Origin of the sequence: Lampropedia hyalina DSM 16112, from assembly GCF_900129055.1 — a bacterium.
In the GTDB taxonomy this organism is placed as follows: Bacteria; Pseudomonadota; Gammaproteobacteria; order Burkholderiales; family Burkholderiaceae_C; genus Lampropedia; species Lampropedia hyalina.
Window position 1 is genome coordinate 1 of record NZ_FQUZ01000030.1, and the last position, 23,664, is coordinate 23,664.

Here is a 23,664-nt window from a genome sequence, read left to right on the forward strand (position 1 = left end):
ACTCAGGCGATGATGGTGGCGACGACGCCGGCACCGACGGTACGGCCACCTTCACGGATGGCGAAACGCAGACCTTCTTCCATGGCGATGGGAGCGATCAGCTTGACGGTGATGGAGACGTTGTCGCCAGGCATGACCATTTCCTTGCCTTCGGGCAGGGAGATGGAGCCGGTCACGTCGGTGGTGCGGAAGTAGAACTGCGGGCGGTAGTTGGCGAAGAATGGGGTGTGACGACCGCCTTCATCCTTGGACAGCACATACACTTCGGCGGTGAATTCGGTGTGGGGCTTGATGGTGCCGGGCTTGGCCAGAACCTGGCCACGCTCCACGTCTTCACGCTTGGTGCCGCGCAGCAGCAGACCAACGTTGTCGCCAGCCTGACCCTGGTCCAGCAGCTTGCGGAACATTTCCACGCCGGTGACGGTGGTCTTTTGCAGATCACGGATACCGACGATTTCGATTTCTTCGCCGACCTTGATGATGCCGCGCTCGATACGGCCAGTCACCACAGTACCACGACCGGAGATGGAGAACACGTCTTCCACGGGCATCAGGAATGCGCCGTCCACAGCACGCTCGGGCGTGGGGATGTAGGTGTCCAGGGCTTCGGCCAGCTTCAGGATGGCGGCTTCGCCGATTTCGCTCTGGTCGCCTTCGAGGGCCAGACGGGCGGAACCACGGATGATGGGGGTGTCGTCGCCGGGGAACTCGTACTTGTCGAGCAGCTCACGCACTTCCATTTCGACCAGTTCCAGCAGTTCTTCGTCGTCCACCAGGTCGGCCTTGTTCAGGAACACGATGATGTAGGGAACGCCGACCTGACGGGACAGCAGGATGTGCTCACGGGTTTGGGGCATGGGGCCGTCGGCAGCGGAACAGACCAGGATCGCGCCGTCCATCTGGGCGGCACCGGTGATCATGTTCTTGACGTAGTCGGCGTGACCGGGGCAGTCCACGTGGGCGTAATGGCGGTTTTCCGTTTCGTACTCGACGTGCGAGGTGTTGATGGTGATGCCACGGGCCTTTTCTTCAGGCGCGTTGTCGATCTGGTCGTAGCCTTTGGCTTCGCCGCCGAACTTCTTGGACAGCACGGTGGCGATCGCTGCGGTCAGCGTGGTCTTGCCGTGATCGACGTGACCAATCGTTCCCACGTTCACGTGCGGCTTCGTGCGCTCAAACTTTTCTTTTGCCATTTCTATACTCCGAAAGAAACTCAAACAAAAACAGATAAAGAAGCTTTCAGCACCGTGCCGAAACCTCAGAAAGATGGTGCCCTTGGCGGGAATCGGACCCGCGACCTCTCCCTTACCAAGGGAGTGCTCTACCACTGAGCCACAAGGGCAGTCAGACCAACACAAAGCAAACCTGCACCCCAATCTGGAGCGGGAGACGGGAATCGAACCCGCGTCATTAGCTTGGAAGGCTAAGGTTCTACCATTGAACTACTCCCGCAAATTGCGTCGCGATCTTCAATTTGCAGATGCAGCACCGGCCAACTTTGTGCTTTCTCGAACTGGTGGAGGGAGCTGGATTCGAACCAGCGTACTCGTAAGAGGACAGATTTACAGTCTGTTGCCTTTAACCACTCGGCCATCCCTCCGAAAGATCGTGATTCTAGCACAGCATTTTTTGGCATAAACACAAAACCGGCATTTTTCTCGAATCGATGTACGCTTGCGGGTTGCCTCCCGCCGGAACGATTTCCCCTACACTCCAAAACCTGTCTTTCACTCGCCATTCACGCCGCATTGGCACGTCGGCCTGCGGCTTCTCTTTCCATGAATCTTCCCAAGTTCACCACCGGCCAACGCTACACCCTGCCCATGCCCACCGGCTCTGCCGATGCCCTGCTGCTGAGCCAGCTGGCACTGCGCGAGCGAACCCAGGGGCGACGCACGGCCGTGGTGACGGCCGATACCAGCGATGCCCTGCGACTGTTGCGCGAAATGGCTTTCTTTGCTCCGGCACTGAAGCTGGTGCTGTTCCCCGACTGGGAAACACTGCCCTACGACAGCTTCTCGCCGCACCAGGACCTCATCAGCGAGCGACTGGCCACGCTGTGGAGCATCCAGCAGGGCGAGGCCGATGTGCTGCTGATTCCGGCCACCACCGCGCTGTACCGGCTCGCACCACCGGAATTCCTGGCTGGCTACACCTTCCAGTTCCAGACCGGACAAACCCTCAACGAAACCAAACTCAGGGCACAACTGACGATGGCCGGCTACCAGCACGTCACCCAGGTGGTCAGCCCTGGTGAATATGCCGTGCGTGGGGGCCTGATCGACCTCTATCCCAACGGCTCCGAGCAGCCCTACCGCATCGACCTGTTCGACGACGAAATCGACTCCATCCGCACCTTCGATCCCGATACCCAGCGCAGCCAGCAGACCGTGCAGGAAATCCGCCTGCTGCCGGGGCGGGAGTTCCCGATGGACGATGCAGCACGCACACGGTTTCGCAGCCGCTGGCGTGAGTTGCTGGAAGGCGACCCCACCAAAAGCCGCATCTACAAAGATATGGGCAATGGCATGGCCACGGCTGGCATCGAATACTACCTGCCGCTGTTCTTTGAAGACACGGCCACGGTGTTCGACTACCTCGGCCCGCAAACCACGCTGGTGCTGCATGGCCCGCTGGAAGACGCGCTGCAACGCTTCTGGCAGGACACCCAGGACCGTTACCGCCTGCTGCAACACGACGAGGAACGCCCCGCCCTGCCTCCAGCCACATTATTTTTGAGCAGCGAACAGTTCTACCAGTGCTGCAAGACGCTGGCGCAACTCTCACTGCGCCCACCCGCCGATGCAGCCAGTGCCGAAACCGCCAGCGCGCACAGTGCCGACTTCACCCCGCTGCCCGATGTATCGGCCATACGCGGTGCGGAAGACCCGCTGGCACGCCTGCAACAACATCTGCGCCACAGCCCCCACCGCATGCTGTTGCTGGCCGAAAGTGCGGGACGGCGCGAGAGCCTCAACGACTTCTTCCGCGCCAGCGGCCTGATTGCCCCGGCCTTCGACACCCTCCAGGAATTTCTGGACAGCGACGAGAAAACCGGCATTGCCACCAGCGCGTTGCAGCGCGGCTTTGCCTGGCCGGATGCGGGCATCGAGTTCGTCACCGAGACCGAACTGTTCCACACCGCCCCCAGCAGCCGCAAGCGCAAACGCCATGAACAGGCCAGCGACATCGATTCCATCATCAAGGACCTCGCCGAACTGAAAATCGGCGATCCGGTGGTGCATGCCCAGCACGGCATTGGTCGCTACCAGGGCCTCATCAACATGGACATGGGGCAAAAAAATCCCGACGGCAGCCCGGCATTGCAGGAGTTTCTGCACCTCGAATACGCGGGCGAAGCCGTGCTGTATGTGCCCGTCAGCCAGCTCCAGCAGATCAGCCGCTACAGCGGCGTGAGCGCGGAAGATGCGCCACTGCACAAGCTCGGCTCCGGCCAGTGGGAAAAGGCCCGGCGCAAGGCCGCCGAACAGGTGCGTGACGTAGCGGCTGAATTGCTCAACATCTACGCGCGCCGTGCTGCACGGGTCGGCCACGCCTTCCGCCTCAGCGAAGCCGATTACGATGTGTTTGCCAAGGACTTCGGCTTTGAGGAAACACCCGACCAGCACGCCGCCATCCAGGCCGTTATCCACGACATGGTCAGCCCGCAGCCGATGGATCGACTCGTCTGCGGCGACGTGGGCTTTGGCAAGACCGAAGTCGCTCTACGCGCTGCTTTTGTCGCCGTCATGGGTGGCAAGCAGGTCGCTTTTCTTGCACCCACCACGCTGCTGGCCGAACAGCACTACCAGACGCTGGTGGATCGCTTCTCCAAATGGCCAGTGAAGATTGCCGAGATGAGCCGGTTTCGCACCACCAAGGAGATCAACGCCGCAGCCAAGGGGCTGGCCGAAGGCACGGTGGACATTGTGGTGGGCACGCACAAGCTGCTGTCATCGAGCATCGACTTCAAGAACCTCGGCCTGCTCATCATCGACGAAGAACACCGCTTTGGCGTGCGCCACAAGGAGGCCATGAAAGCCCTGCGTGCCGAAGTGGACGTGCTCACGCTCACGGCCACGCCCATCCCGCGCACGCTGGGCATGGCACTCGAAGGCCTGCGCGACCTCAGCGTGATTGCCACCGCACCGCAAAAACGCCTGGCCATCAAGACCTTTGTGCGCAGTGAAGGCCAGAGCGTCATCCGCGAAGCCGTGCTGCGCGAACTCAAGCGCGGTGGGCAGGTGTACTTTCTGCACAACGAAGTCGAAACCATCGAAAACCGCCGCCAGGCACTCGAAGAAATCCTGCCCGAAGCACGCATTGCCATTGCCCACGGCCAGATGCCCGAGCGCGAACTGGAAAAAGTCATGCGCGAATTCGTCGCGCAACGCCACAACCTGCTGCTGTGTTCCACCATCATCGAAACCGGCATCGACGTGCCCAGTGCCAACACCATCGTCATCAGCCGCGCCGACAAATTCGGCCTCGCCCAATTGCACCAGTTGCGCGGGCGCGTGGGCCGCAGCCACCACCAGGCCTACGCCTACCTGATGGTGCCCGATGTGCAAAGCCTCACCAAGCAAGCCCAGCAACGCCTTGAAGCCATTCAGCAAATGGAAGAACTGGGCAGCGGCTTCTACCTGGCCATGCACGATCTGGAAATTCGCGGTGCTGGCGAAGTGCTGGGCGAACACCAGAGCGGCAACATGCTGGAAATCGGCTTCCAGCTCTACAACGAAATGCTGTCAGATGCCGTCAATGCCCTCAAGGCAGGCAAGGAACCTGACCTGCTGGCCCCGCTGGCCGCCGTCACCGAAATCAACCTGCACACCCCCGCCCTGCTGCCCAGCGACTACTGCGGCGACGTACACCTGCGCCTGTCGTTCTACAAACGGCTGGCCACCGCCAAGACCACCGACCAGGTGGATCTGCTGCTGGAAGAAATCGTCGATCGCTTCGGCAAACCGCCCGAGCAGGTGCAATCGCTCATCGATACCCACCGCCTGCGCATCCTCTGCGAACCTTACGGCGTACAAAAAGTCGATGCCGCACCGGGTGTCATCACCATCTCGTTCTGCCCCAACCCACCGGTGGAGCCGATGGCCATCATTCAAATGATCCAGAAGAACAAACACATCAGGCTGGCAGGCAACGACAAACTGCGCATCGAACGCGAACTGCCCAAGCTGAAAGACCGTGTACAGATGGTGCGGGATGTGCTGCGCAATTTGGGGCAGCCCATAACATAAGCTTGATAATCAGCCATCTTCATTTTGAAAGATCACTCATATGCTCACCCACTTGCACATCAAGAATTTCAAGGCATGGAAAGACACTGGCCCCATACGGCTGGCCCCTCTGACCATCATCTTTGGTGCAAACAGTGCAGGCAAAAGCAGCCTGGGGCATCTGTTACTGGCACTCAAGCAAACCGTGCTTTCTGCCGACCGAAAACGCGCACTGCAACTGGGTGATGAAAACTCATTGGTTGATTTAGGAACATTCAAGGAATGTCTGCACCAGCACGATCTCAGCCAACCACTGGAGTTTGAGACTGGCTGGAAACTGCCTAACGATCTGATGATTGAAGACCCCATCAACAACAATCAATTCACAGGCAACGAACTTTTTCTAAAAGTTTCCATGCTGGCCGATCACAATGAACAGCCCCGCATCCAGACGATGAACTACTCCTTGCGCCACCAGGGACAAGAAACACTTCAGATCACCTACCATCAGGACGCAAAAGGCAAGCCTGAAATCACCTCGACACAATATCAATTCACCCGCAATACCGGTCGGCCTTGGCCTTTGAATCACCCAGACAAGTTCTATCGTATTTCCGACCAAAGCCGGGCACGGTTTCAGAATGCCGAATTTCTCTCTGATCTGGCACTACAGACCGAGGCCGCATTGAATGCCGTGGACTATCTTGGCCCATTGCGTGACCATCCCAAAAGAATTTACTCGTGGTCAGGAGAAACTCCCGACAGCGTGGGTGCGCGTGGTGAATTCACCGTAGCGGCCATTCTGGCAGCCACCCAACAGGGACGTAAACTCAACCGTGGGTATAGAAAACCACTGGAGCCTTTTGACCAATTCATTGCTCAATGGCTTAAACAATTGGGCATTATCGAGAGCTTTTCCGTCAAACCCGTAGCCGAAGGGCGCAAGGAATTTGAAGTGCTCGTCAAAACCCACACCCAAGCCAGCGAGGTCAAAATCACCGACGTAGGCTTTGGCGTCTCGCAAATGCTGCCTGCACTGGTTCAGGCTTTTTATTGCCAGCCCCATTCCACCGTATGGATGGAACAACCCGAAATTCACCTTCATCCCCAAGTTCAGGCGGAACTGGCCGATGTATTCATCTCAGCCACCACACAGGCTCGTGAAAACAAGAAGGAACGCCATGTGCAACTGATTGTAGAAAGCCATTCCGAACACTTTCTGAATCGGCTGCAACGCCGTGTCGCAGAGGGCATTATTTCTGCTGACGATGTAGCTGTGTATTTCTGCCAACGCTCCCCATCCGGTGCCGAACTGCAACCCTTGCGGCTCAACATGTTTGGCGAAATCGAAAACTGGCCAGAAAACTTCTTCGGCGACGAAATGGCCGACATTGCCGCCCGTACCATTGCCGCCATGCGACGTAAACAGGCACTGGCCACACAAAGCCAGCAGCCATGAAAGCAGTGATTGACACCAATGTGCTACTGGTCGCAAACGGCCAGCATCTGGAGGCTTCGCCCACCTGCATGATTGCCTGCATCGAACATCTGAAAGCCATGAAGCAGTCGGGCACTGTGGTCATAGACGATGGCCACCACATTCTGGGCGAATACCGCCATAAAACCCACCCCAATCAACCCAAAGGCACTGGTGATATTTTCCTGAAATGGCTGCTGCAAAACCAAGGCAATATCCAGCGGGTACAGCAAGTCACCTTGCATGAAACAGAAGAAAACCGCTTCGCAGAATTTCCCGATGCCGCACTGGAAAATCTGTTCGACCCACCTGACAGAAAATTTGCCGCCACCGCCAACGCACACCCTGACAAGCCCCCTATCTGGCAAGCCGCAGACTGCAAATGGCTGGACTGGTGGCCCACACTTGAAGCCCGAGGTATTGAAGTGAAATTTCTATGCCCGGATGATGTCTGTACCAGTTACCGCAAGAAATTCCCCAGGCTGCCACCTCCCACATTACCGCCCAAGGCAGCATGACCGATTTTTTCCGCTTCCCCAGCACCCCACATCTGGTTTGGTTGGGCACAGGCAAGCCGCGTGACGACAAAATTCTGTCACCCGATGAAGCCACCGCCCTGCTGACCGCAGACGTGGTCGTGGAAGAAAAAGTGGACGGAGCCAACCTGGGCTTCTCACTCACGCCTGACGCACACCTGCAAGTACAGAACCGCGGACAGTATCTACATGAACCATACAGCGGACAGTTTGCCCGCTTGCCACAATGGCTTGAACTGCACGGCGCAGCCCTTGCGGCAGCCTTGACCCCGAATATCATTCTTTTCGGTGAATGGTGCGCAGCGCGTCACTCGCTGGACTATGATCGCCTGCCCGACTGGTTGCTGGCATTTGATGTGTACGACCGTACTGCAAAGCAATTCTGGAGCACAACCCGACGCAATAGGCTGGCAACCCAGGCCGGATTGGTCACCGTACCGCAAATCACCCGTGGCCACACCACCGTGCCCCAACTGCAACAACTCATCGCCAGCACCTCCAGCCATTTCCGCAAGGGGCCATTGGAAGGTGTGGTGCTGCGCAGGGAATCAGCCCATTGGTGCGATGCACGCGCCAAGCTGGTACGCCCTGACTTCACCCAGACCATCGACACCCATTGGCGCAACCGCATCATTCAGTGGAACCGGCTGGACTACCCGCCCAGCCCTTGACCCAAACTCCCATGACCACCTCCAAACATCCCTTCTTCACCGCCCCCAGCCCTGCCGCGCAGAAGCTGGAATTGTTGCGCGAGTTGTTTCCTGCTGCCGTGCAGACCGAGGCCGATGGGCACATTCGCGTCAATGCGGCGGCGATTCAGCAGGCACTCGACCCGGCCAACCCGGCAGGCATTCGGGTGGAAGAAGATGGGTATGAATTGCGCTGGGTGGGCAAGCGTGAGGCTTATCACACCGCCTTTGTGCCACCGCAGAAAATCGTGCAGCCCTTGCCGGCTGACAGCACGAATTGGGACACCACCGGCAACCTGCTCATCAAGGGCGACAACCTGGATGCCCTCAAACTGCTGCGGCAGAGTTATTTTGGTGCGGTGAAGCTGATCTACATCGACCCGCCCTATAACACGCAAAGCGATGCCTTTATCTACCGAGACGATTTCAGCGTGAAACAAAGCGAGGTGCTGGCAGAGCTGGGCCACAAAGCCGAAGATGTGGAATACATCCAGAACATCTACGGCGCGCGCACGCACAGCGGCTGGCTCAGCTTCATGTACCCGCGCCTGCTGCTGGCCAAGGATTTGCTGCGCGACGATGGCGTGATTTTCATCAGCATTGACGACAACGAGCAGGCGCAGTTGAAGCTGCTGTGTGATGAGGTGTTTGGGCAGGAGAATTTTGTTGCATCAATCGTTTGGAAAAAACGATCATCACCTGACCAGCGTGACACCATAGGAGCTGTTCACGACTGGATTCTTTGCTACACGAAGGACTCCACAAAAATAAAAGAGGCTATTGGCAAAATTCCTTTGAGTCAGGAGCGCATAGAAGCGTTTTCCAATCCAGATCACGACCCTCGCGGTCCATGGGCTTCAGTAGACATGACTGGAATGACTGGGCGAGCTACAAAAGATCAATATTTTTCAGTCACTCTGCCAAGCGGCAGAAAAATAACCCCTCCCCCTGGACGAAGTTGGGGTTTGATTGAAACAACATTCCTTGAATTAAAAGCAGATAACCGAATCTGGTTCGGATTTTCCGGTGACAACGTACCACGCATCAAACGCTTCCTAAGCGAGTCAGAAGGACAAGTCGTCCCGAGTTTTTGGGATATGTCGGAATGCGGTAGCAACGATGTCGCAAAAAAAGAACTTAACGCTCTGTTGGAACGGGCTGACGTTTTTGACACACCCAAACCTGTTGCGCTTATAAGCCGGATGCTAACCATTGGTACAGCTCAGATTAGAAACGACATCATCCTCGACTTCTTCGCCGGCAGCGGCACCACCGGCGAAGCCGTGATGCGCCTGAATGCCGAAGATGGCGGCCAGCGCCAATTCATTCTGGTGCAAATCCCCCAGCCCATCGACGCGAAAAAACAGCAGGAAGCGCACCGCTTCGTCACCGAGACACTGGGCAAGCCGGAAGCGACGATTTTCGAGATCACCGCCGAACGTCTGCGCCGCGCCGGAGCCAGAATCCATGCAGAAAAGCCAGACGTGGACACGGGCTTTCGCGTGTTCGATCTGGTGGATGATCCCGACGCGCTGATCCTGCAAAAACCGTTGCAGGAGGCCACACAAGACGATCTGCGCACCTTGCAGCAAAGCATTGCCACGCCCCAGCCCGCGCAATTGCCCCGCATTCTGCACAACCTGCTGCTGGCCGAGGGCTTGCCGTTGTCCACACGCATGGCAACCATCCAGGGCGACGTGCTGTACCGTGCCGAAAACACGCTGTTCATCCTGCGCGATGCCGACACCGACGACATCCGCCCGCTGCTGAATGCAGCGCAAAACCCCGTCACCCACCTGAGCGTCTACGCGCCGTGGGTGCATGACAACAATTTCCTGCTGGGCCTGAAAACCATGCTGGAATCGCTGCACCTGTCGGAAGACCGGCTGCGGCTGCGGGGGTGAACGCGATGCCGTTTTTTGTCATGCTTCGTCATTCCATGCTCAACCCGGAATCCAGTGACGGCGTTTCCAATGGCTGCAACGGTTTCAAACGCAACCACCGCGCCACCTGGATTCCAGCCTGCGCGGGAATGACGGTGCAGTTTTCTCCCCGTCATTCCGGGCTTGACCCGGAATCCAGCGGCGGTGTCTCCAATGGCAGCAATAATTTCAAATGCAACCGCCGTGCCACCTGGATTCCCGCCTGCGCGGGAATGACGGGACAGGGTGCGGGAATGACGGGAAGGGATGCAGCAATGCGTGGGGTGGTATTCAACCGAGTCGAGGCAGGGTGACTTTCTTATGACCGTCCAATTCCAATACACCCGGCTGGCGCACCAGGCCGAGGCCGTGGAGAGTGTGGCGCAGGTGTTCACCGATGTGCGCTTTGTGGCCCCCACAGGCGCACAGGCGAACCCGGTATTCGTGCCGCATGAGGCGCAGAAAACCATCCGCGCCAATATCGAGCGCGTACGTGCTGCCAATGGCGTAACAGCGGGTGAGGTGCGGGTGGCACTCACCGCCACGCCTGCCCTGTCGCTGGATGTGTTGATGGAAACCGGCACGGGCAAGACCTTCACCTTCATCGAGACGATGCACCGGCTCTACCGAGATCACCGAATTGCCAAGTTCATCGTGCTGGTACCCAGCAATGCGATCCGGCAGGGCACGCTGCGCAGTTTGCAGACGACAGCGGCATTTTTTGCGCGTGAATACGAGAACCAGAAAATCCGCGTGTTCGATTACTCGGGCAAGACGGTGGCGGGCTTCATCCATGCAGCGAATCAGGGCTGCATTTCGGTGCTGGTGGCCACCTATCAGTCGTTTGCGGGCGACAGCAAAATCATCAACAAACGCGGAGTGGAGGCCAATCTGTTCGGCCACGCCAAGAGTTACATGGAGGCTCTGGCGGCAATCCGGCCCGTGCTCATCATCGACGAGCCGCACCGCTTCGAGGGCAAGCAGACGCAGGAATATCTGACCCGGTTCAACCCGCTACTGACGCTTCGCTTTGGCGCGACCTTCAAGCAGGGCGAGTTCCGCAATCTGGTCTATACGCTGGACAGCCTGGAGGCATTCCGCCAGCGACTGGTCAAGGGCATCACGGTGGATACGGTGGGCACGGGCGCGGACATGGCGCAAACGCTCACCCTCACACAGGTGAGCGGCACGGCCAAGGAGCGCAAGGCAAGCGTGGCCTACCAGACGGCCAGTGGCAAGACGGCCACCGCGCTGTTATATGCCAAGGACAATCTGGGCGAGGTGACGGGGCTGGCGTTTCTGAACGGGCATGTGGTGGAGAAAATCACCAAAAACGAGCTGACGTTCACGAATGGCTTCGCATTGCCGCTGGAGCAGCCCACGGGCTACGGGATGCTGGCCGATGAGGTGCAGTCCGAACTGGTGCGCCAAACCATTGCCAACCATTTCGAACGCGAGGCGGCCTTGTTTGCGCGTGGCATCAAGGCCATCAGCCTGTTCTTCATCGATGCGGTACACAAGTACCTGCCCGAGGGTGGCCGGCCTGCGGTGCTGCGCGATTTGTTCGAGCAACACTACACAGCCGAATTGCAGAAAGTGCTGGCGCGTGCTGATCTGGAGGCCGATTACCGCGCCTATCTGGAGCGCACGGCCAGCGACATTGGCCGCATTCACAAGGGCTACTTTGCCCGTTCGCGCACGGAAAAAGGCGAGGAGGAGGCCATCAAACTCATCTTGCAAGAGAAGGAAAAGCTGCTGAGCTTCGATACCGATCTGCGCTTCATCTTCTCGATGTGGGCGTTGCAGGAGGGCTGGGACAACCCGAACGTGTTCACGCTGTGCAAGCTGGCCCCGAGCAACAGCAAGATCACCAAGCTGCAACAGATTGGCCGGGGTTTGCGGCTGGCGGTGAACCAGCAGTTGCAGCGCGTGCAGGCCGATGATGCGGCGTTTGACGAAATCAACGATCTGACGGTGGTGGTTCCGGCCAGTGAAGGCGATTTTGTGCGGGCCATTCAGAACGAAATCACCGCGCAGAGTGTGCGGCGCGTGGCGGCGACGTTTGATGATGCGGTGCTGGCCGAATACGGCATTGCCAGCAGCACGCGCCAGGCCAACAAGGTGCTGGATGCCTTGCTGGAAACCGGCCTCATTGCGCTGGACGACGACAGCGGCACGGCCACGTTGCTGTGGGAAAAGCCCCGCTATCAGGCCGAACGTGAACGCATTGCGGCAGCCTTGCAACAGGTGCCAAATCTGCCGCCCGAAAGCACCGCCAACATGCTGCGCTATCTGGATGTCTATTACGAGGGCGCAGGGCAGGTCAAGGCCAAACCCGAGCGGCAAAAACCCACGCTGGCCATCAACCCGGCGCAGTTCGAGAAATTCCGCGATCTGTGGCAGAACCTCAACCGCGATGCCGTGCTGCGCTATGCCATCGACACCGAAAAACTCACCGACAAGGTGGTGGATGCGATTGGGCAATCCTTCCATGTGCAGCCGCTGTCGGTGACGACCACACGCACCACGGACGTGCAAGCGGTGAGCCAGGCGCACAGCACGCAGGTGCATTACACGGCCGTGCCGCAATCGGTCTTCACGCTGGCGGGCTTTGTGCGCGAGCTGGCCAACCAGACGCGGCTGGCCATGCACACCATCAGCGATATTTTGCGGCGTATGCCAGCCGACAAATTCGCACAGATTCGCCACAACGAACACCGTGCCCTGGCCACGCTGCGCGATCTGATTGTGCGTTGCGTCCATGAACTGGTGGTGAATGAAGTGCGCTACGAACTGCGCGAAATCCGCGTGGAGACGGCATTGACCGACAAGGCCGGGCAGTTGCTCAAGACCATCCCGGTGGCCCTGTGCGGCGCGGAAACCCATGCCATTGGCAATCCTGCCGTGCGCGAACGCTCCCTTTACAATGCTGCGCTGATGCCGGTGGACAGCCAGATCGAGCGTGACACGGTGGACGAATCCAATCACCAGCAGATCACGGTGTTTGCCAAGCTGCCGCGCATTCACATTCCCACGCCGGTGGGCAACTACAACCCGGATTTTGGCTATGTGGTGTCGCAAGACGGCAAGGCACAGGCCCTGTATCTGGTGGTGGAAACCAAAGGCTACGACAGCGAGGCGGACATTTCGCCGCGCGAGAGCTGGAAGATGGCCAGTGCCCGCCAGTTCTTTGCAGCCTTGCAGGAGCGTGGCGTACCCGTGCGCTATGCAGCCAAGACCAACCACACCCAGTTGGCACAACTGCTGGCACAGATTGAGCGGACGACACACAAGGGCTGACGCAAGCACCGCCGCATCCGCATGAAGAAATGAAAAAACGGTATTTGACGGTCTGGTGATGGGCTGCCGATAATCGTTTGCAGATTGGTATGCCACGGGGTGGCTGCCGTGGCTGGAATTCATCGGGTAGATCAAGCATATGCGGGGGGAGGAGTCATCATGAAACCATTCTGGGCGCGCACTTGGGTGCTGGCCGCTACGCCTGTGGTGGCGTGGAGCATTGCCAGCAGTGCCTATTCACAGGCTCAGGAGCCGGTGCGTGGCGGGGTCTTCACCTATGTGGTGGCGCAGGAGCCGACCACGCTGGTGTCGTTCCTGGATACCAAGACGGACAATCGCAACCCCAGTGCCAAGGTCACGGAAGGGCTGTTGCGCTACGATCTTCAGTTCCGGCCACAGCCTCTGCTGGCGACCGAATGGAACGTCAGTCCAGATGGTCTGCGCTATAGCTTCAAGCTGCGCGAGGGCGTGAAATTCCATGACGGCAGCGATTTCACGTCGGCGGATGTGCGCTATTCCATCCTGAAGCAGAAGGAACTGGGGCCGCGCGGTCGCATCACCTTTGCGAATGTGACGGATGTGAAAACGCCCGATGCGCACACCGCCACCATCGTGCTGCAAAAGCCTGCCCCCTATCTGCTCAACGCCCTGTCGTCGGCAGAAACGCCGATTGTGTCTGCGCGGCGTTATGGCAATGCAGACCCGCTCTCGCACGCCAATACCAACCATCCGATCGGCACCGGGCCTTTCGTGTTCAGGGAGTGGGTCAAGGGCAGTCACGTCGTGCTGGAAAGGAACCCGCACTACTGGCGGGACGGCTACCCGTATCTGGACCGCGTGATCTATCGCTTCATCAAGAATGCCGCGTCCATCTCGGCAGCAATCGAGGCCGGTGAGGTCAATGCCGCTTTGAATGTGGCGATTGCCGACATCGACCGCCTGGCGAAGAACCCGAAACTGGCGGTGGACGATACCTACGATGCCTTCCTCAACAACGCGCTGTTTCTGGAATTCAACCACCAGAACCCAGTTCTGGCGCATGAGAAGGTACGCCATGCGATTGCCCATGCCTTCGACCGGAACTTCATTGCCAATCAGGTTTATTACCAGCGTTCCCAGGTCGTTCAGTCCCCCATTCCGGCAATCCTGACCGACTATTACGATGACAGCACGTTCACCTATTCGCACAATGTCGAAAAGGCCAATGCCCTGCTGGATGCAGCGGGCTTCCCGCGCAAGGGCAATGCCCCCCGGTTCGAGCTGCGTCTGAGCTTCCTGCCTTCGGCGGATTTCAAGCGGGCGGCGGAGTACATTCGCGCCTCGCTCAACCGCGTGGGCATCAAGGTGGAGATTCTTGATGGCGATCTGCCCACCTTCCTGAACCGGGTCTACAAGGAGCGTGGTTTCGATCTGAATGTGAATGGCCTTGGCCGCCTGTTCGACCCGACCGTGGGCGTGCAGCGCATTTACTGGTCGGATGCCATCCAGAATCCGATTCCCTGGGTCAATGCCTCGCACTACCACAATCCCCGCGTGGATGAATTGTTCCGTGCGGCCAGTGTGGAAACCGACCAGGCACAACGGGCAGCACAGTTCAAGGAAATCCAGCAGATCGTAGGCCGCGAATTGCCAGTGCTGCCGCTGGTGACCGTGCCGTCTGCGCTACAGGTGTACCAGAAGCGTGTCCACAATCTCAACAACAGCGTGGACCTCACCGCAGGCGACTGGTCTGACCTGTGGCTGGAACCCTGAAGGGATTGCACGGTAGTCACCAGGGCGATCGTGCCATGCCAAAAGCATTCGACACGCACCCATTTTTGCCAGACACAAACCCCACACGACCCGGTCATGCCGGGCTTGACCCGGCATCCAGAAGCATTGCACAACCCAGGATATTGGGGCTTTTAAGGCAAACGCTGCCACTGGATGCCGGGTCAAGCCCGGCATGACGCTGTGGGTGAGTTTCACCATCGCGCAAACTGGACAAGAGGAATACCATGTCACCATAGCGCGATCGCCCTGAGTTAGCCGCACCATAGGCCGGAAATTCTGAAACAATGTTTTCCTCGCCTGTCTTAGAACGTGTTTCCGATCTCGTCCCGAAACTCTATGGCTACGCCATATCCTGAGGGGCAACAGCACTCGTGCCGAGATCGGAAACACGTTCTTACAGCCCCGACCCTGCACACAGCCCACTCACCATGTCTTCGCCTCTGACAGAACACCCCATCCAGCGCAAATGGCCCGCCAGCAAGCCCGATGCCATCCAGCTCTACTCGCTGGCCACCCCCAACGGGGTCAAGGTTTCGATTGCACTGGAAGAACTGGGGCTGCCGTATGAAGCCCACAAAGTGGACTTTGCCAGCCAGGACCAATTCAGCGCGGAGTTTCTCTCGCTCAACCCCAACAACAAGATTCCCGCCATCCTCGACCCGCACGGCCCCGGCGACAAGCCACTGACCCTGTTCGAGAGCGGGGCCATCCTGCTGTATCTGGCCGACAAAACCGGCCGGTTGCTGCCGCAAGAGCCTGCTTCCCGCTACCACGCCATCCAGTGGCTGATGTGGCAAATGGGTGGCGTAGGCCCGATGTTCGGGCAACTGGGCTTCTTCCACAAATTTGCGGGCAAGGAGATTGACGACAAACGCCCGCTGCAACGGTATGTGACCGAATCCGCCCGATTGCTGGCAGTGCTGGAGCAGCAACTCGACGGCAAGGACTGGCTGCTCGGTCAGGGCGAAGCCGCCTACTCGATTGCCGACATTGCCATCCTGCCCTGGGTGCGCAATCTGGTGGAGTTTTATGGTGCAGGGGAACTGGTGGACTTTGCGCGTTTTGCCAACGTGCAGCGCGTGTTGGCGCAGTTCTCGGCACGCCCGGCCGTACAAAGAGGGCTGGGCGTACCGGGCTGACAGAACAACCCCAAAGGCTTCAGCGCACCAGCAAACCTTGGCCCACCTGCTGGGCACGCTCACTGCCCGCCAGTTGTTCCACCAGAGTCAGGGCAAAGTCGATGGTCAGGCCGGGGCCACGGCCTGTGGTGATGTTGCCATCCACCACGGCGGCCTGTTCGGTTTGCAGGGTCGCGCCTTGCAGGTACTGCTCGAAACCAGGGTAGCAGGTGGCATTGCGGCCTTGCAACAGTCCCAGGCCGCCCAGCACCATCGGCGAAGCGCAAATGGCAGCCACTTTCTCGCCACGCTGGGCAAATGCCAGCACCTGCTGCTTCAGTCCTTCGTGCTCGTTGAACCTGGTCGTGCCGCCCGGCAGCACCAGCAATTGTGCGCGGTCAAAGTCCACGTCTTCAAACAGCAGATCGGCCTGCACCGTCACCGCATGCGCTCCCGTCACCTGTTTTTCTCCCGTCAGGGAAACGGACTGCACGTCCAGTTGCGCACGGCGCAGTACATCGATCGTGCCGATGGCCTCGATCTCTTCAAAACCCGTGGTCAGAAACACAAAAACGGTACTCATCGGATGCTCCTTGGATATGGCTGGTGGTGATGGAAGAAATGCACGGCAGCGCGCCACCGCACCAAGGGATATTACCGCCACTCAAGCCATCCGGTGCGAGTGGCAAGCCACTTGCCCGGTGGTTCACTTTTAGAATGCCCCCGCCACCGTCTCTTTTACTGCTCCATCCATGTCACGCACCCACCCGCTCAGCATCCAGCCTGCCAGCACCCAGCCACTCACGCCTGCGCAAAAAAGGTTCAACGGCCTCATCAAGAAGATCAACCGCCAGCGCGATACCCTTGAGGCATGGCAGGAGCATGAACCGTCATTTGCACGACGCTGGAATACCGAGTATCTGCCCCTGCAACACACCGCCGATCATTTGCAGCAGCAACTGGCCCTGCTGCTGGATCATGCCGCCGATACCATCCGGCTCACCGAGGCCGACCAGCAAACCCTGCACAGCATCATCTGCGACATCGTTGAACAACTGCTGACATCGGCCACGCTGGACAACGCGGAGCGCGGCACGCTTCAGACATTGTTCGACAAGCACAGCCCCACCAGCTATGCCGAGCAGGAACAGCAGAAACAAGCACAGATCAAGGCCCAGGTGGAACAGGCATTCGGGGTCAAGCTAGGCGACGAAGCCATCGACCTGGACGACCCGCAGGCTCTGATGCGCCAACTGCACGCGGCCATGCAGGCTGAAGCGGAACACGAAACTGCCTCGTCACGCCCACGCAAAACCAGCAGAACCGAACAACGCCGCGAAGCCAATCGCCTGAAAAAACAGCAGGAGCAGGAACTGGCCGAAAAACAGGCCAGCCAGTCGGTGCAAAGCATTTTTCGCCGTCTGGCCAGCAGCCTGCACCCCGACCGCGAAACCAACCCGGCAGAACGCGAGCGCAAAACTGCACTGATGCAACGCGCCACCACCGCCTACAAGGACAACCGCCTGCTCGACCTGCTGCAACTCCAGCTGGAAGTGGAGCAAATCCAGCCCGGCAATCTGGCCCAACTGGCCAACGACCAGCTCAAGCACTACAACCGGGTGCTGCACCAGCAAAGCGAAGACCTGACCATCGAACTGCTCCAGACCGAAGCCGCCTTCAAGATGCGCTACCGGCTCGATCCACATGCCAGCATCCAGCCCAGCGACATGCCCCGTATCGTGAACGAATCCGTGGCACTTCTGGAAGAAGACAACCACGAAACCCGGCAGATGATCGACCGGCTGCAAGAAAGCAAAGCCCTCAAACGCTGGCTGAACCAGACCCGCAAAAGCCAGCAGTTCGATGAACAGATGTTCGATCTATTGCACGATTTGTTTCCGGGCGGTATGCGCTGACACATTCTTAAAGCAGCAACGCCTGCAAGCTGTTATCGGCCGCAGAACGCAGCCGTGCGAAGTCCAGCAGTTCGGCCAGATGCGCTCCTTTGCTCTGCCATTCATGCAGCAGATGCTCGTCCAGCATCACATAGTGCCAAGGCGGGCCACCCCGCTGGCTGGCATCCAGTCCGTTGATGCGCTCACACCAAGCGAGTGCAGCCTTGTGTTTGCGCCGCAGATTCGGGCGTGCCATCTGCTGGTTGATCTTGGTTTCCACCAAATAAACAGCCTCGTGTGTGCGCACCAGAAAATCCGGGTGATAAAAGGCCGACAACCCATCCTCCTTCACATAACGCAATCGCAGAAAACCGTGGCGATTGTCGCTGATCTTGCAGAATGCCAGCACCAGTGCATCTTCCTGCGCCCAGCAGATGAAGTCTCGCTCCAGTCCACCATCAAAGGCCGACCAGCCTTGCCGTGTGTAGAGGCACTTGTTCGAAGGGATGGAGTGACTCTCACGCACCATCAAGCGCGGTACTTCGCTGAGCCAGCGCATACGCACCTGGGTCTGACCCACATGCAGGTAACGCTCCTGCTGTGTCAGGGCCTCGGCAAACACCTTGACGATATGATCGACCACGGGAGCGAGCAGCAAATACCGCCAGTTCTCTCCTTCAGGGGTGACTTCCAGCGGATGGAAGGTGTCGCCAAACAGTTGCGTCCAGATGTAGTCGTCCAGCCAGCCCGTCAGGATGGCTTCGCTGGTCTGGAGATACGGAGTGATTCCATGTGCGCAAATCCTGCCGGTTCGTGGCAACTCCTCACTCCAATTCTGACTGATGCGGCGTGTCAGACGCGACAGGTAGTCGTTGTAGCCCGCCACTTGTGCAACTGTGCCATCCACACAGCAATCCCCGAACAGAGCCGTATTCTGCAAGTCCTGTGAAATGAAATGATCGCCCTTGCGCAGCAGTTCGCGCAAATAGGAACGTGTCATGGCGGTGAAAGCAGGTAGCTCACCGACTTTCAACACAGCAGGCTGACGCCACGCCTGCGCTTCCTGCACGATGAAAGGAACACCAAAGTCGAAAGCCCGGAAGTTTTCGCACAAGTCTGCTGCCACCATGTCACCGGCAGAATGATGGCCGTCACTGGCCTCGCTGGTCATGCCAGCCCCGCCTGACTGCATCAGTTCGTCATAGAAGAACTGAAAAGCGGGATGTTCGATGATGGTCAATACATCCAGCAGGCTCTTTGGCTCCTGCCCCGCATGGATGCGTTCGCGGTTTTCGCGTTTGATGTCGGCATAGTCTTCCTCTCGCCACATCAGTCGCAGGCCACGCCCAATGGTCTGCTCCAGCAGAATGGGGGCCTGTGAACTGCGCAACGGCACGATCACACAGATGTTGCTCACATCAAAGCCCTCGCGCAGCATCAACACACTGACGATGACGCGCGGTGAGATGTGCCGGTCCACATTGAAAAGGCGTCCGCGCACACTGAGCCACTCTTTTTCTCCCAATGTGACCCTCTTGCCCGAATCGATGCTCATGACATCATCCTCCGACAGGCCTTCGTGTTCCTGCAAGAACCGTGTCACCAGCGGCGTGACGGCAGTGTCCTCGCAGACCACCAGCATTTTGGGATAGCGATCGGGATCGATGGCCGCAAAGTCCCGCTCGAGCTTGCGCAGCTTCTGCAAGCCTGCCCGCAGCATCACGCGTTGGCCCTCGCTGAGCGTGGGATTGCCTTGCTCGTCACGTTCGGCCTTGAACTCCAGCGGCAATGCACCAATTTCCTTGCGCTGGTTCAGCACCACGGATTTGACAAGCCCTTCGCGCATGGCCGTCTTCAGGTCGAAATCCGTAATGATGTGCGGGAAGAAGTATTTGGTTCTGTGCTTGCCTCGACCCACGTCGTTGTAAGGCGTTGCAGAAAAATCCATCTGCACAAAACGCCTGCCCCGTGCGTTTGTCTTGCTTTGGGCAATGCGCATCAGGCTTTTTTGCCACTCAACTTCGGAGACTTCGCCCGCACGCCTGACCTCATGGATGTGGTGGGCCTCATCATTGAACACCAGCAATTCCGGCAACTCTGCCAGATACTCCAGAACATTGCCGCGTGTCCAGCGTTTGTCCAGTACATCCAGACTGTTGCCCGTAGCCTTGCCGGGGGGCAAGGCCAGAAGCTGCTTGACCACTTCATGTACGGCAAGGGGTGTCTGGTCCTGCTCAGAGTCATCGTCTTGTTCATCGGCGAAATCCCCTTCGGCCAGCAAATGCCAGTTGGTGATGGCGATCATGCCATTGCCAGTGGTTTTCTGGCCGATTTCCTCCTTGCAGCACAGGTTGCCATAGACAAAGGCAAAGATGGCCTCGCGCTGCGCCTCGGGAATGAAAAGGTCTGCAAACTGCTTGATGTCGGCAGACTCAAAGTCGCGCATGTTCTGCTGATCGGGCAATGCCTTGCCGCAGAAGGCATCCAGCAGCCGTTCATACACGATCAGGCCAGGAGCGACGATCATGAAATAGCGCGTGAAACGCGCATCGTCCACCCCTTCGGCCAAGGCTGCCGTCTTGTTCAGCACCTGCCACACCAGCAAGGCCTGCAGCACCCAGGTCTTGCCCGTGCCCGTCGCCATTTTGAAACAGTATTTGGGGTGCGCATTCGACGGAGAGGCCAGCGCATGCTGGCGGCTGGTGACACGCAGTGCGTCCGGTGCTACCTGCTGGTAAAGGCCCAGCAAGCCCATTGCTCCCATCTGCACATCGCCCAGAACCTCATGCGCCACAATCGCATTCAGAATGGCCTGCCTCTGTCCGGCATGGAAATTCATCCAGCCGCGTGCCGCCATCATGTCTTCACCAAACCACCAGCGCAGCAGTTCTGCGGTGGTGGGCGTGACACGTTCCAGAATCTCCGCTTCGCCGTATTCAATGCCATGGCAGATCCGGTTGGTGTACTGCGTCAAGGCAATCGACAATGCCAATGGATTATCCTGCTCGGAATGATGGGCCTGTCGTGCCATGTCAGATTGCCTCCACCGTCACCACCACTTCGGCCTCATAGCCAAACACATCCACGGCACGGACACACAGCCTGCGCATCCCGGCATGGACAGGCGCATCGATCCGGGCCTGTTCAACCACGCGCAATGGATCGGCATCATTGGCCGTATTGCCCCGGTAGTCCTGCCATGTGGAGCGGAACACCTGGCCATCGTAGTCCGTGTCCACCGCCCAGTATTCCACCAATGCCAGCGGATCGCGATTGATGATGGCTTGCAGCTTCTGGCGATTGGTATCGTCCAGATTGATGGCCTCGGGTGAAAGCAAGACATAGTTCTTCAGCCGCACGGTCAGTTGCTCACCCTCAGCCGTGCGCTGGCGTTGCACGGGATGGATGGCCAGATATTGCAACGAGGCAAAGCGCACCTGTTGGCGCAGCCGCTCCACGCTGTTGCCTTTTTTCCTCAGACGATCGAGCAGATCCGGAGGGATGACAAGCACCTCCAGCCGGCTGTCGTCCAGTGTGGCAATGGCCTGGCCAATCGCTGGCTCGAAGTTCCAGCCCAGTACCACGACCCGATCCCAGCCACCCAGCAGACTGTCACGCAATGCAATGGCTTTTTTCAGAGTGCCTGCCCCGGTGAGTATATTGGGAGAGTCGGCCAGCACCAGTGTTTTGCGGCCCTTGCGGCTACCGGGCTGGAGGCCGACAATCTGCCCCAGGTTGCGCTGTGGATTGGCATCGGCAGACAGTGGCGAGGCACCATACAACGAGAGCACGATCTGCGCCAGATCGCCGATGCGGAAATCGCGCGTGCCAAAATGCGCCTTGGCCGCCTCGACCTGATAGTCGCCAATGGCCTGGTAAAGAAAAGGTTTGGCCTCCAGATCAATGAGCCGTTTGCGCGTAATCATGCAGGCAGGCTTGCCAAAGTCCACACAGATCCAGCGACGCCCGAGCTTCTCGGCCACGGCAGCGGCGGTTCCAGAGCCTGCATTGAAATCCGCAATCAGCCCCCCTCGCGGGCAGGAAGCATGGACGATGCGCTCAATGAGCTTCTCGGGCTTCTGGGTCGCGTAATCGGTCTTCTCCGAAGACCAGCCACGCAGCATGCTGACATCGTCCCACCACGACCCGACTTGCACGCCTTTGGACTCATCGAGGTATTTCTTCTGCATAGGCACGGTTCCCGGTCTGGTCTGCACCACCAGCCCTGCCTCGATCAGTTGCTGCATCCGCTCACGCGAGTACCGCCATGCACGCCGCACTCCCATGACCTCGTACACCGGATTGCCCTTCACCTCACCACCTGGCCCCAGCATGTTTTCGAGCTTGTACCTCCTGCCATCAGGGTCCTGATGCTTATAGGAGTAATTGATGTAGGCCTCGGACAGCGGCAGGAACTGCTGATGCCAGTAGCGGTGGGGCGACTTCTGGAAGAACAGGATCACATCGTGAACCCTGGAGTAGTGTGAACTGCCCTGTGCCGAGTCGCCCTTGGCATCGCTGCGCTTCCACACGATTTCATTGATGAAGTTTTCCTTGCCGAACACGTCATCCATGACCAGCTTCACGTAGTGCGCAACATGCCAGTCCAAGTGAATGTAAATCGATCCGGTATCGGCCAGCAACTCGCGCATCAGTATCAGACGTGGAATCATCATGGCCAGATAAGACGCGGTGCCATCAGCCCAGGTATCCGAATAGGCGAATTGCTCGATGACCGTGGGCCGCTGCTCCAGTTCCACTCCAGGCAGGGTGACTTTGGTCCGATAGTCGGACTTGGAGTCGAACGGCGGATCGATATAAATCAGGTCCAGCTTGCCGCGCAGGGATGGCGTGTGCTCATCACCAGCGAGCAATGCGGCCATGGCCAGCAGGTTGTCGCCGTAGATCAGCCGATTCATCCATGCTTTCCCACCAGTTGCCTCATCCGCAGCCACCACCTGCGCCTGCTGCTCGCGGTTTTGCTGCATGACCCAATCGGGCATGCTGCTTTCCCGCGCAGGGAGCACCACCTCGCGGGTTTGCAGAGCGATGCGGCGTTGTCCTTCAATGCCTTGAAGAATGGCTTCGGCCTCCTTGCGGCCGTTCTTGACAATTTCGGGCAATTGTTCAATCAAAGATTTGAGCATTTCCATCCTTGCCCCATGCGCGCGGTCGAGGCAACACAAGCAGGGCGTTCAATTCAACATTCAGTTGAATCAATATTACAACAGAAACTTTAACAAAAAAATCACATTGGAATTTAACGTGAGAGGATGGAAAAAAAATATTGAATTTTCAATACGTTTGCGTGATGCAATGATTCTTGCCGGCCTGGAGCCGCGACCCAGTGTGTTGCTGAAACTCTTCAACCTTCATTACCCTGGGCGAGCAGTCACATTTCAGGCCGTGACCCGCTGGCTGCGAGGCGAATCGATTCCCTCGCAGGAGAAGCTGGTCGTGTTGGCACAACTGTTGAAAGTTGAACCCCAAGCCCTGCGCTATGGCGAAGTCATACACAGTGCTGGCTCCGGTGCTGCCCAGCCGTACCAGCAGCCACCGGATGAGGCCATGGGCAGCATGGAACGCCAGACATTCGATGCCTTCCTGCAATTGACGACTGCACAACGCAAAATTGTGCGCGAACTGATCCTGGCACTCATCAAGGTACAACCACCACAAGAGGGCATGTAACAGCAACCCACGCACTGTCCTTCCCAGCGGAT

At 58.3% G+C, this 23,664-nt stretch carries 15 protein-coding genes and 3 tRNA genes; 11 read left to right on the forward strand and 7 right to left on the reverse strand.

What is annotated here, in order from left to right; translation table 11 throughout:
- Positions 1-2: 2 nt before the first annotated feature.
- The 4 genes from tuf to BUE21_RS11360 form a co-directional block, all read right to left on the reverse strand.
- On the reverse strand, positions 3-1,193 hold the full coding sequence (gene tuf, locus BUE21_RS11345) for an elongation factor Tu (RefSeq protein ID WP_073356243.1): 1,191 nt from the start codon (positions 1,191-1,193) through the stop codon (positions 3-5).
- Between the two features lie 74 nt (positions 1,194-1,267).
- Positions 1,268-1,342, reverse strand: a tRNA-Thr gene (locus BUE21_RS11350).
- Positions 1,343-1,378: 36 nt separating this feature from the next.
- Positions 1,379-1,452, reverse strand: a tRNA-Gly gene (locus BUE21_RS11355).
- A 62-nt stretch (positions 1,453-1,514) separates the two neighbouring features.
- Positions 1,515-1,600: transfer RNA gene (locus BUE21_RS11360), tRNA-Tyr, on the reverse strand.
- A gap of 178 nt (positions 1,601-1,778) precedes the next feature.
- On the opposite strand from BUE21_RS11360, the gene mfd reads away from it, so the two are divergent.
- From mfd to BUE21_RS11400, 9 genes are all read left to right on the forward strand, one after another.
- The gene (gene mfd / locus BUE21_RS11365; RefSeq protein ID WP_073356785.1) at positions 1,779-5,252 is read left to right on the forward strand and encodes a transcription-repair coupling factor; all 3,474 of its coding nucleotides are present in this window, start codon (positions 1,779-1,781) and stop codon (positions 5,250-5,252) included.
- 184 nt (positions 5,253-5,436) lie between these two features.
- A complete protein-coding gene (locus BUE21_RS11370) occupies positions 5,437-6,690 on the forward strand; it encodes an AAA family ATPase (protein WP_234971137.1) in 1,254 nt (417 codons plus the stop codon).
- On the forward strand, positions 6,687-7,226 hold the full coding sequence (locus tag BUE21_RS11375; RefSeq protein WP_073356787.1) for a hypothetical protein: 540 nt from the start codon (positions 6,687-6,689) through the stop codon (positions 7,224-7,226). The genes BUE21_RS11370 and BUE21_RS11375 overlap by 4 nt, the downstream gene beginning before the upstream one ends.
- Positions 7,223-7,915, forward strand: coding sequence for an RNA ligase family protein (locus tag BUE21_RS11380; RefSeq protein WP_073356788.1), 693 nt, complete (start codon positions 7,223-7,225; stop codon positions 7,913-7,915). The genes BUE21_RS11375 and BUE21_RS11380 overlap by 4 nt, the downstream gene beginning before the upstream one ends.
- 11 nt (positions 7,916-7,926) lie before the next feature.
- Positions 7,927-9,837: a site-specific DNA-methyltransferase gene (locus BUE21_RS11385; RefSeq protein ID WP_073356811.1), complete on the forward strand. Its 1,911-nt coding sequence runs from the start codon at positions 7,927-7,929 to the stop codon at positions 9,835-9,837.
- A gap of 5 nt (positions 9,838-9,842) precedes the next feature.
- Positions 9,843-10,169 carry a hypothetical protein gene (locus BUE21_RS14550; RefSeq protein ID WP_143164509.1) on the forward strand — a complete coding sequence of 109 codons (327 nt, stop codon included), beginning with the start codon at positions 9,843-9,845 and terminating at the stop codon, positions 10,167-10,169.
- Positions 10,170-10,176: 7 nt separating this feature from the next.
- A complete protein-coding gene (locus BUE21_RS11390) occupies positions 10,177-13,155 on the forward strand; it encodes a restriction endonuclease (RefSeq protein WP_073356789.1) in 2,979 nt (992 codons plus the stop codon).
- 159 nt (positions 13,156-13,314) lie between these two features.
- Positions 13,315-14,907 carry an ABC transporter substrate-binding protein gene (locus tag BUE21_RS11395; RefSeq protein ID WP_073356790.1) on the forward strand — a complete coding sequence of 531 codons (1,593 nt, stop codon included), beginning with the start codon at positions 13,315-13,317 and terminating at the stop codon, positions 14,905-14,907.
- Positions 14,908-15,356: 449 nt separating this feature from the next.
- Entirely contained in the window at positions 15,357-16,067 is a 711-nt protein-coding gene (locus BUE21_RS11400) for a glutathione S-transferase N-terminal domain-containing protein (RefSeq protein WP_073356791.1), read from the forward strand.
- Positions 16,068-16,086: 19 nt separating this feature from the next.
- Here the strand turns inward: BUE21_RS11400 and BUE21_RS11405 are convergent, their stop codons facing one another.
- Positions 16,087-16,629: a DJ-1 family glyoxalase III gene (locus BUE21_RS11405; protein WP_073356792.1), complete on the reverse strand. Its 543-nt coding sequence runs from the start codon at positions 16,627-16,629 to the stop codon at positions 16,087-16,089.
- 169 nt (positions 16,630-16,798) lie between these two features.
- On the opposite strand from BUE21_RS11405, the gene BUE21_RS11410 reads away from it, so the two are divergent.
- The gene (locus BUE21_RS11410) at positions 16,799-17,962 is read left to right on the forward strand and encodes a hypothetical protein (protein WP_073356793.1); all 1,164 of its coding nucleotides are present in this window, start codon (positions 16,799-16,801) and stop codon (positions 17,960-17,962) included.
- Positions 17,963-17,969: 7 nt separating this feature from the next.
- On the opposite strand, the gene BUE21_RS11415 is transcribed toward BUE21_RS11410, so the two are convergent.
- Positions 17,970-20,972 (reverse strand): DEAD/DEAH box helicase family protein, encoded by a 3,003-nt coding sequence (locus tag BUE21_RS11415; protein WP_073356794.1) that lies wholly within the window; start codon positions 20,970-20,972, stop codon positions 17,970-17,972.
- A 1-nt stretch (position 20,973) separates the two neighbouring features.
- Positions 20,974-23,088, reverse strand: coding sequence for a site-specific DNA-methyltransferase (locus BUE21_RS11420; RefSeq protein ID WP_084523231.1), 2,115 nt, complete (start codon positions 23,086-23,088; stop codon positions 20,974-20,976).
- Here BUE21_RS11420 and BUE21_RS11425 point away from each other — a divergent pair.
- Positions 23,081-23,632, forward strand: a complete 552-nt coding sequence (locus BUE21_RS11425; protein ID WP_234971138.1) for a helix-turn-helix domain-containing protein — start codon at positions 23,081-23,083, stop codon at positions 23,630-23,632. The two genes, BUE21_RS11420 and BUE21_RS11425, sit on opposite strands and share 8 nt — an antisense overlap.
- The last annotated feature ends 32 nt before the right edge of the window (positions 23,633-23,664 follow it).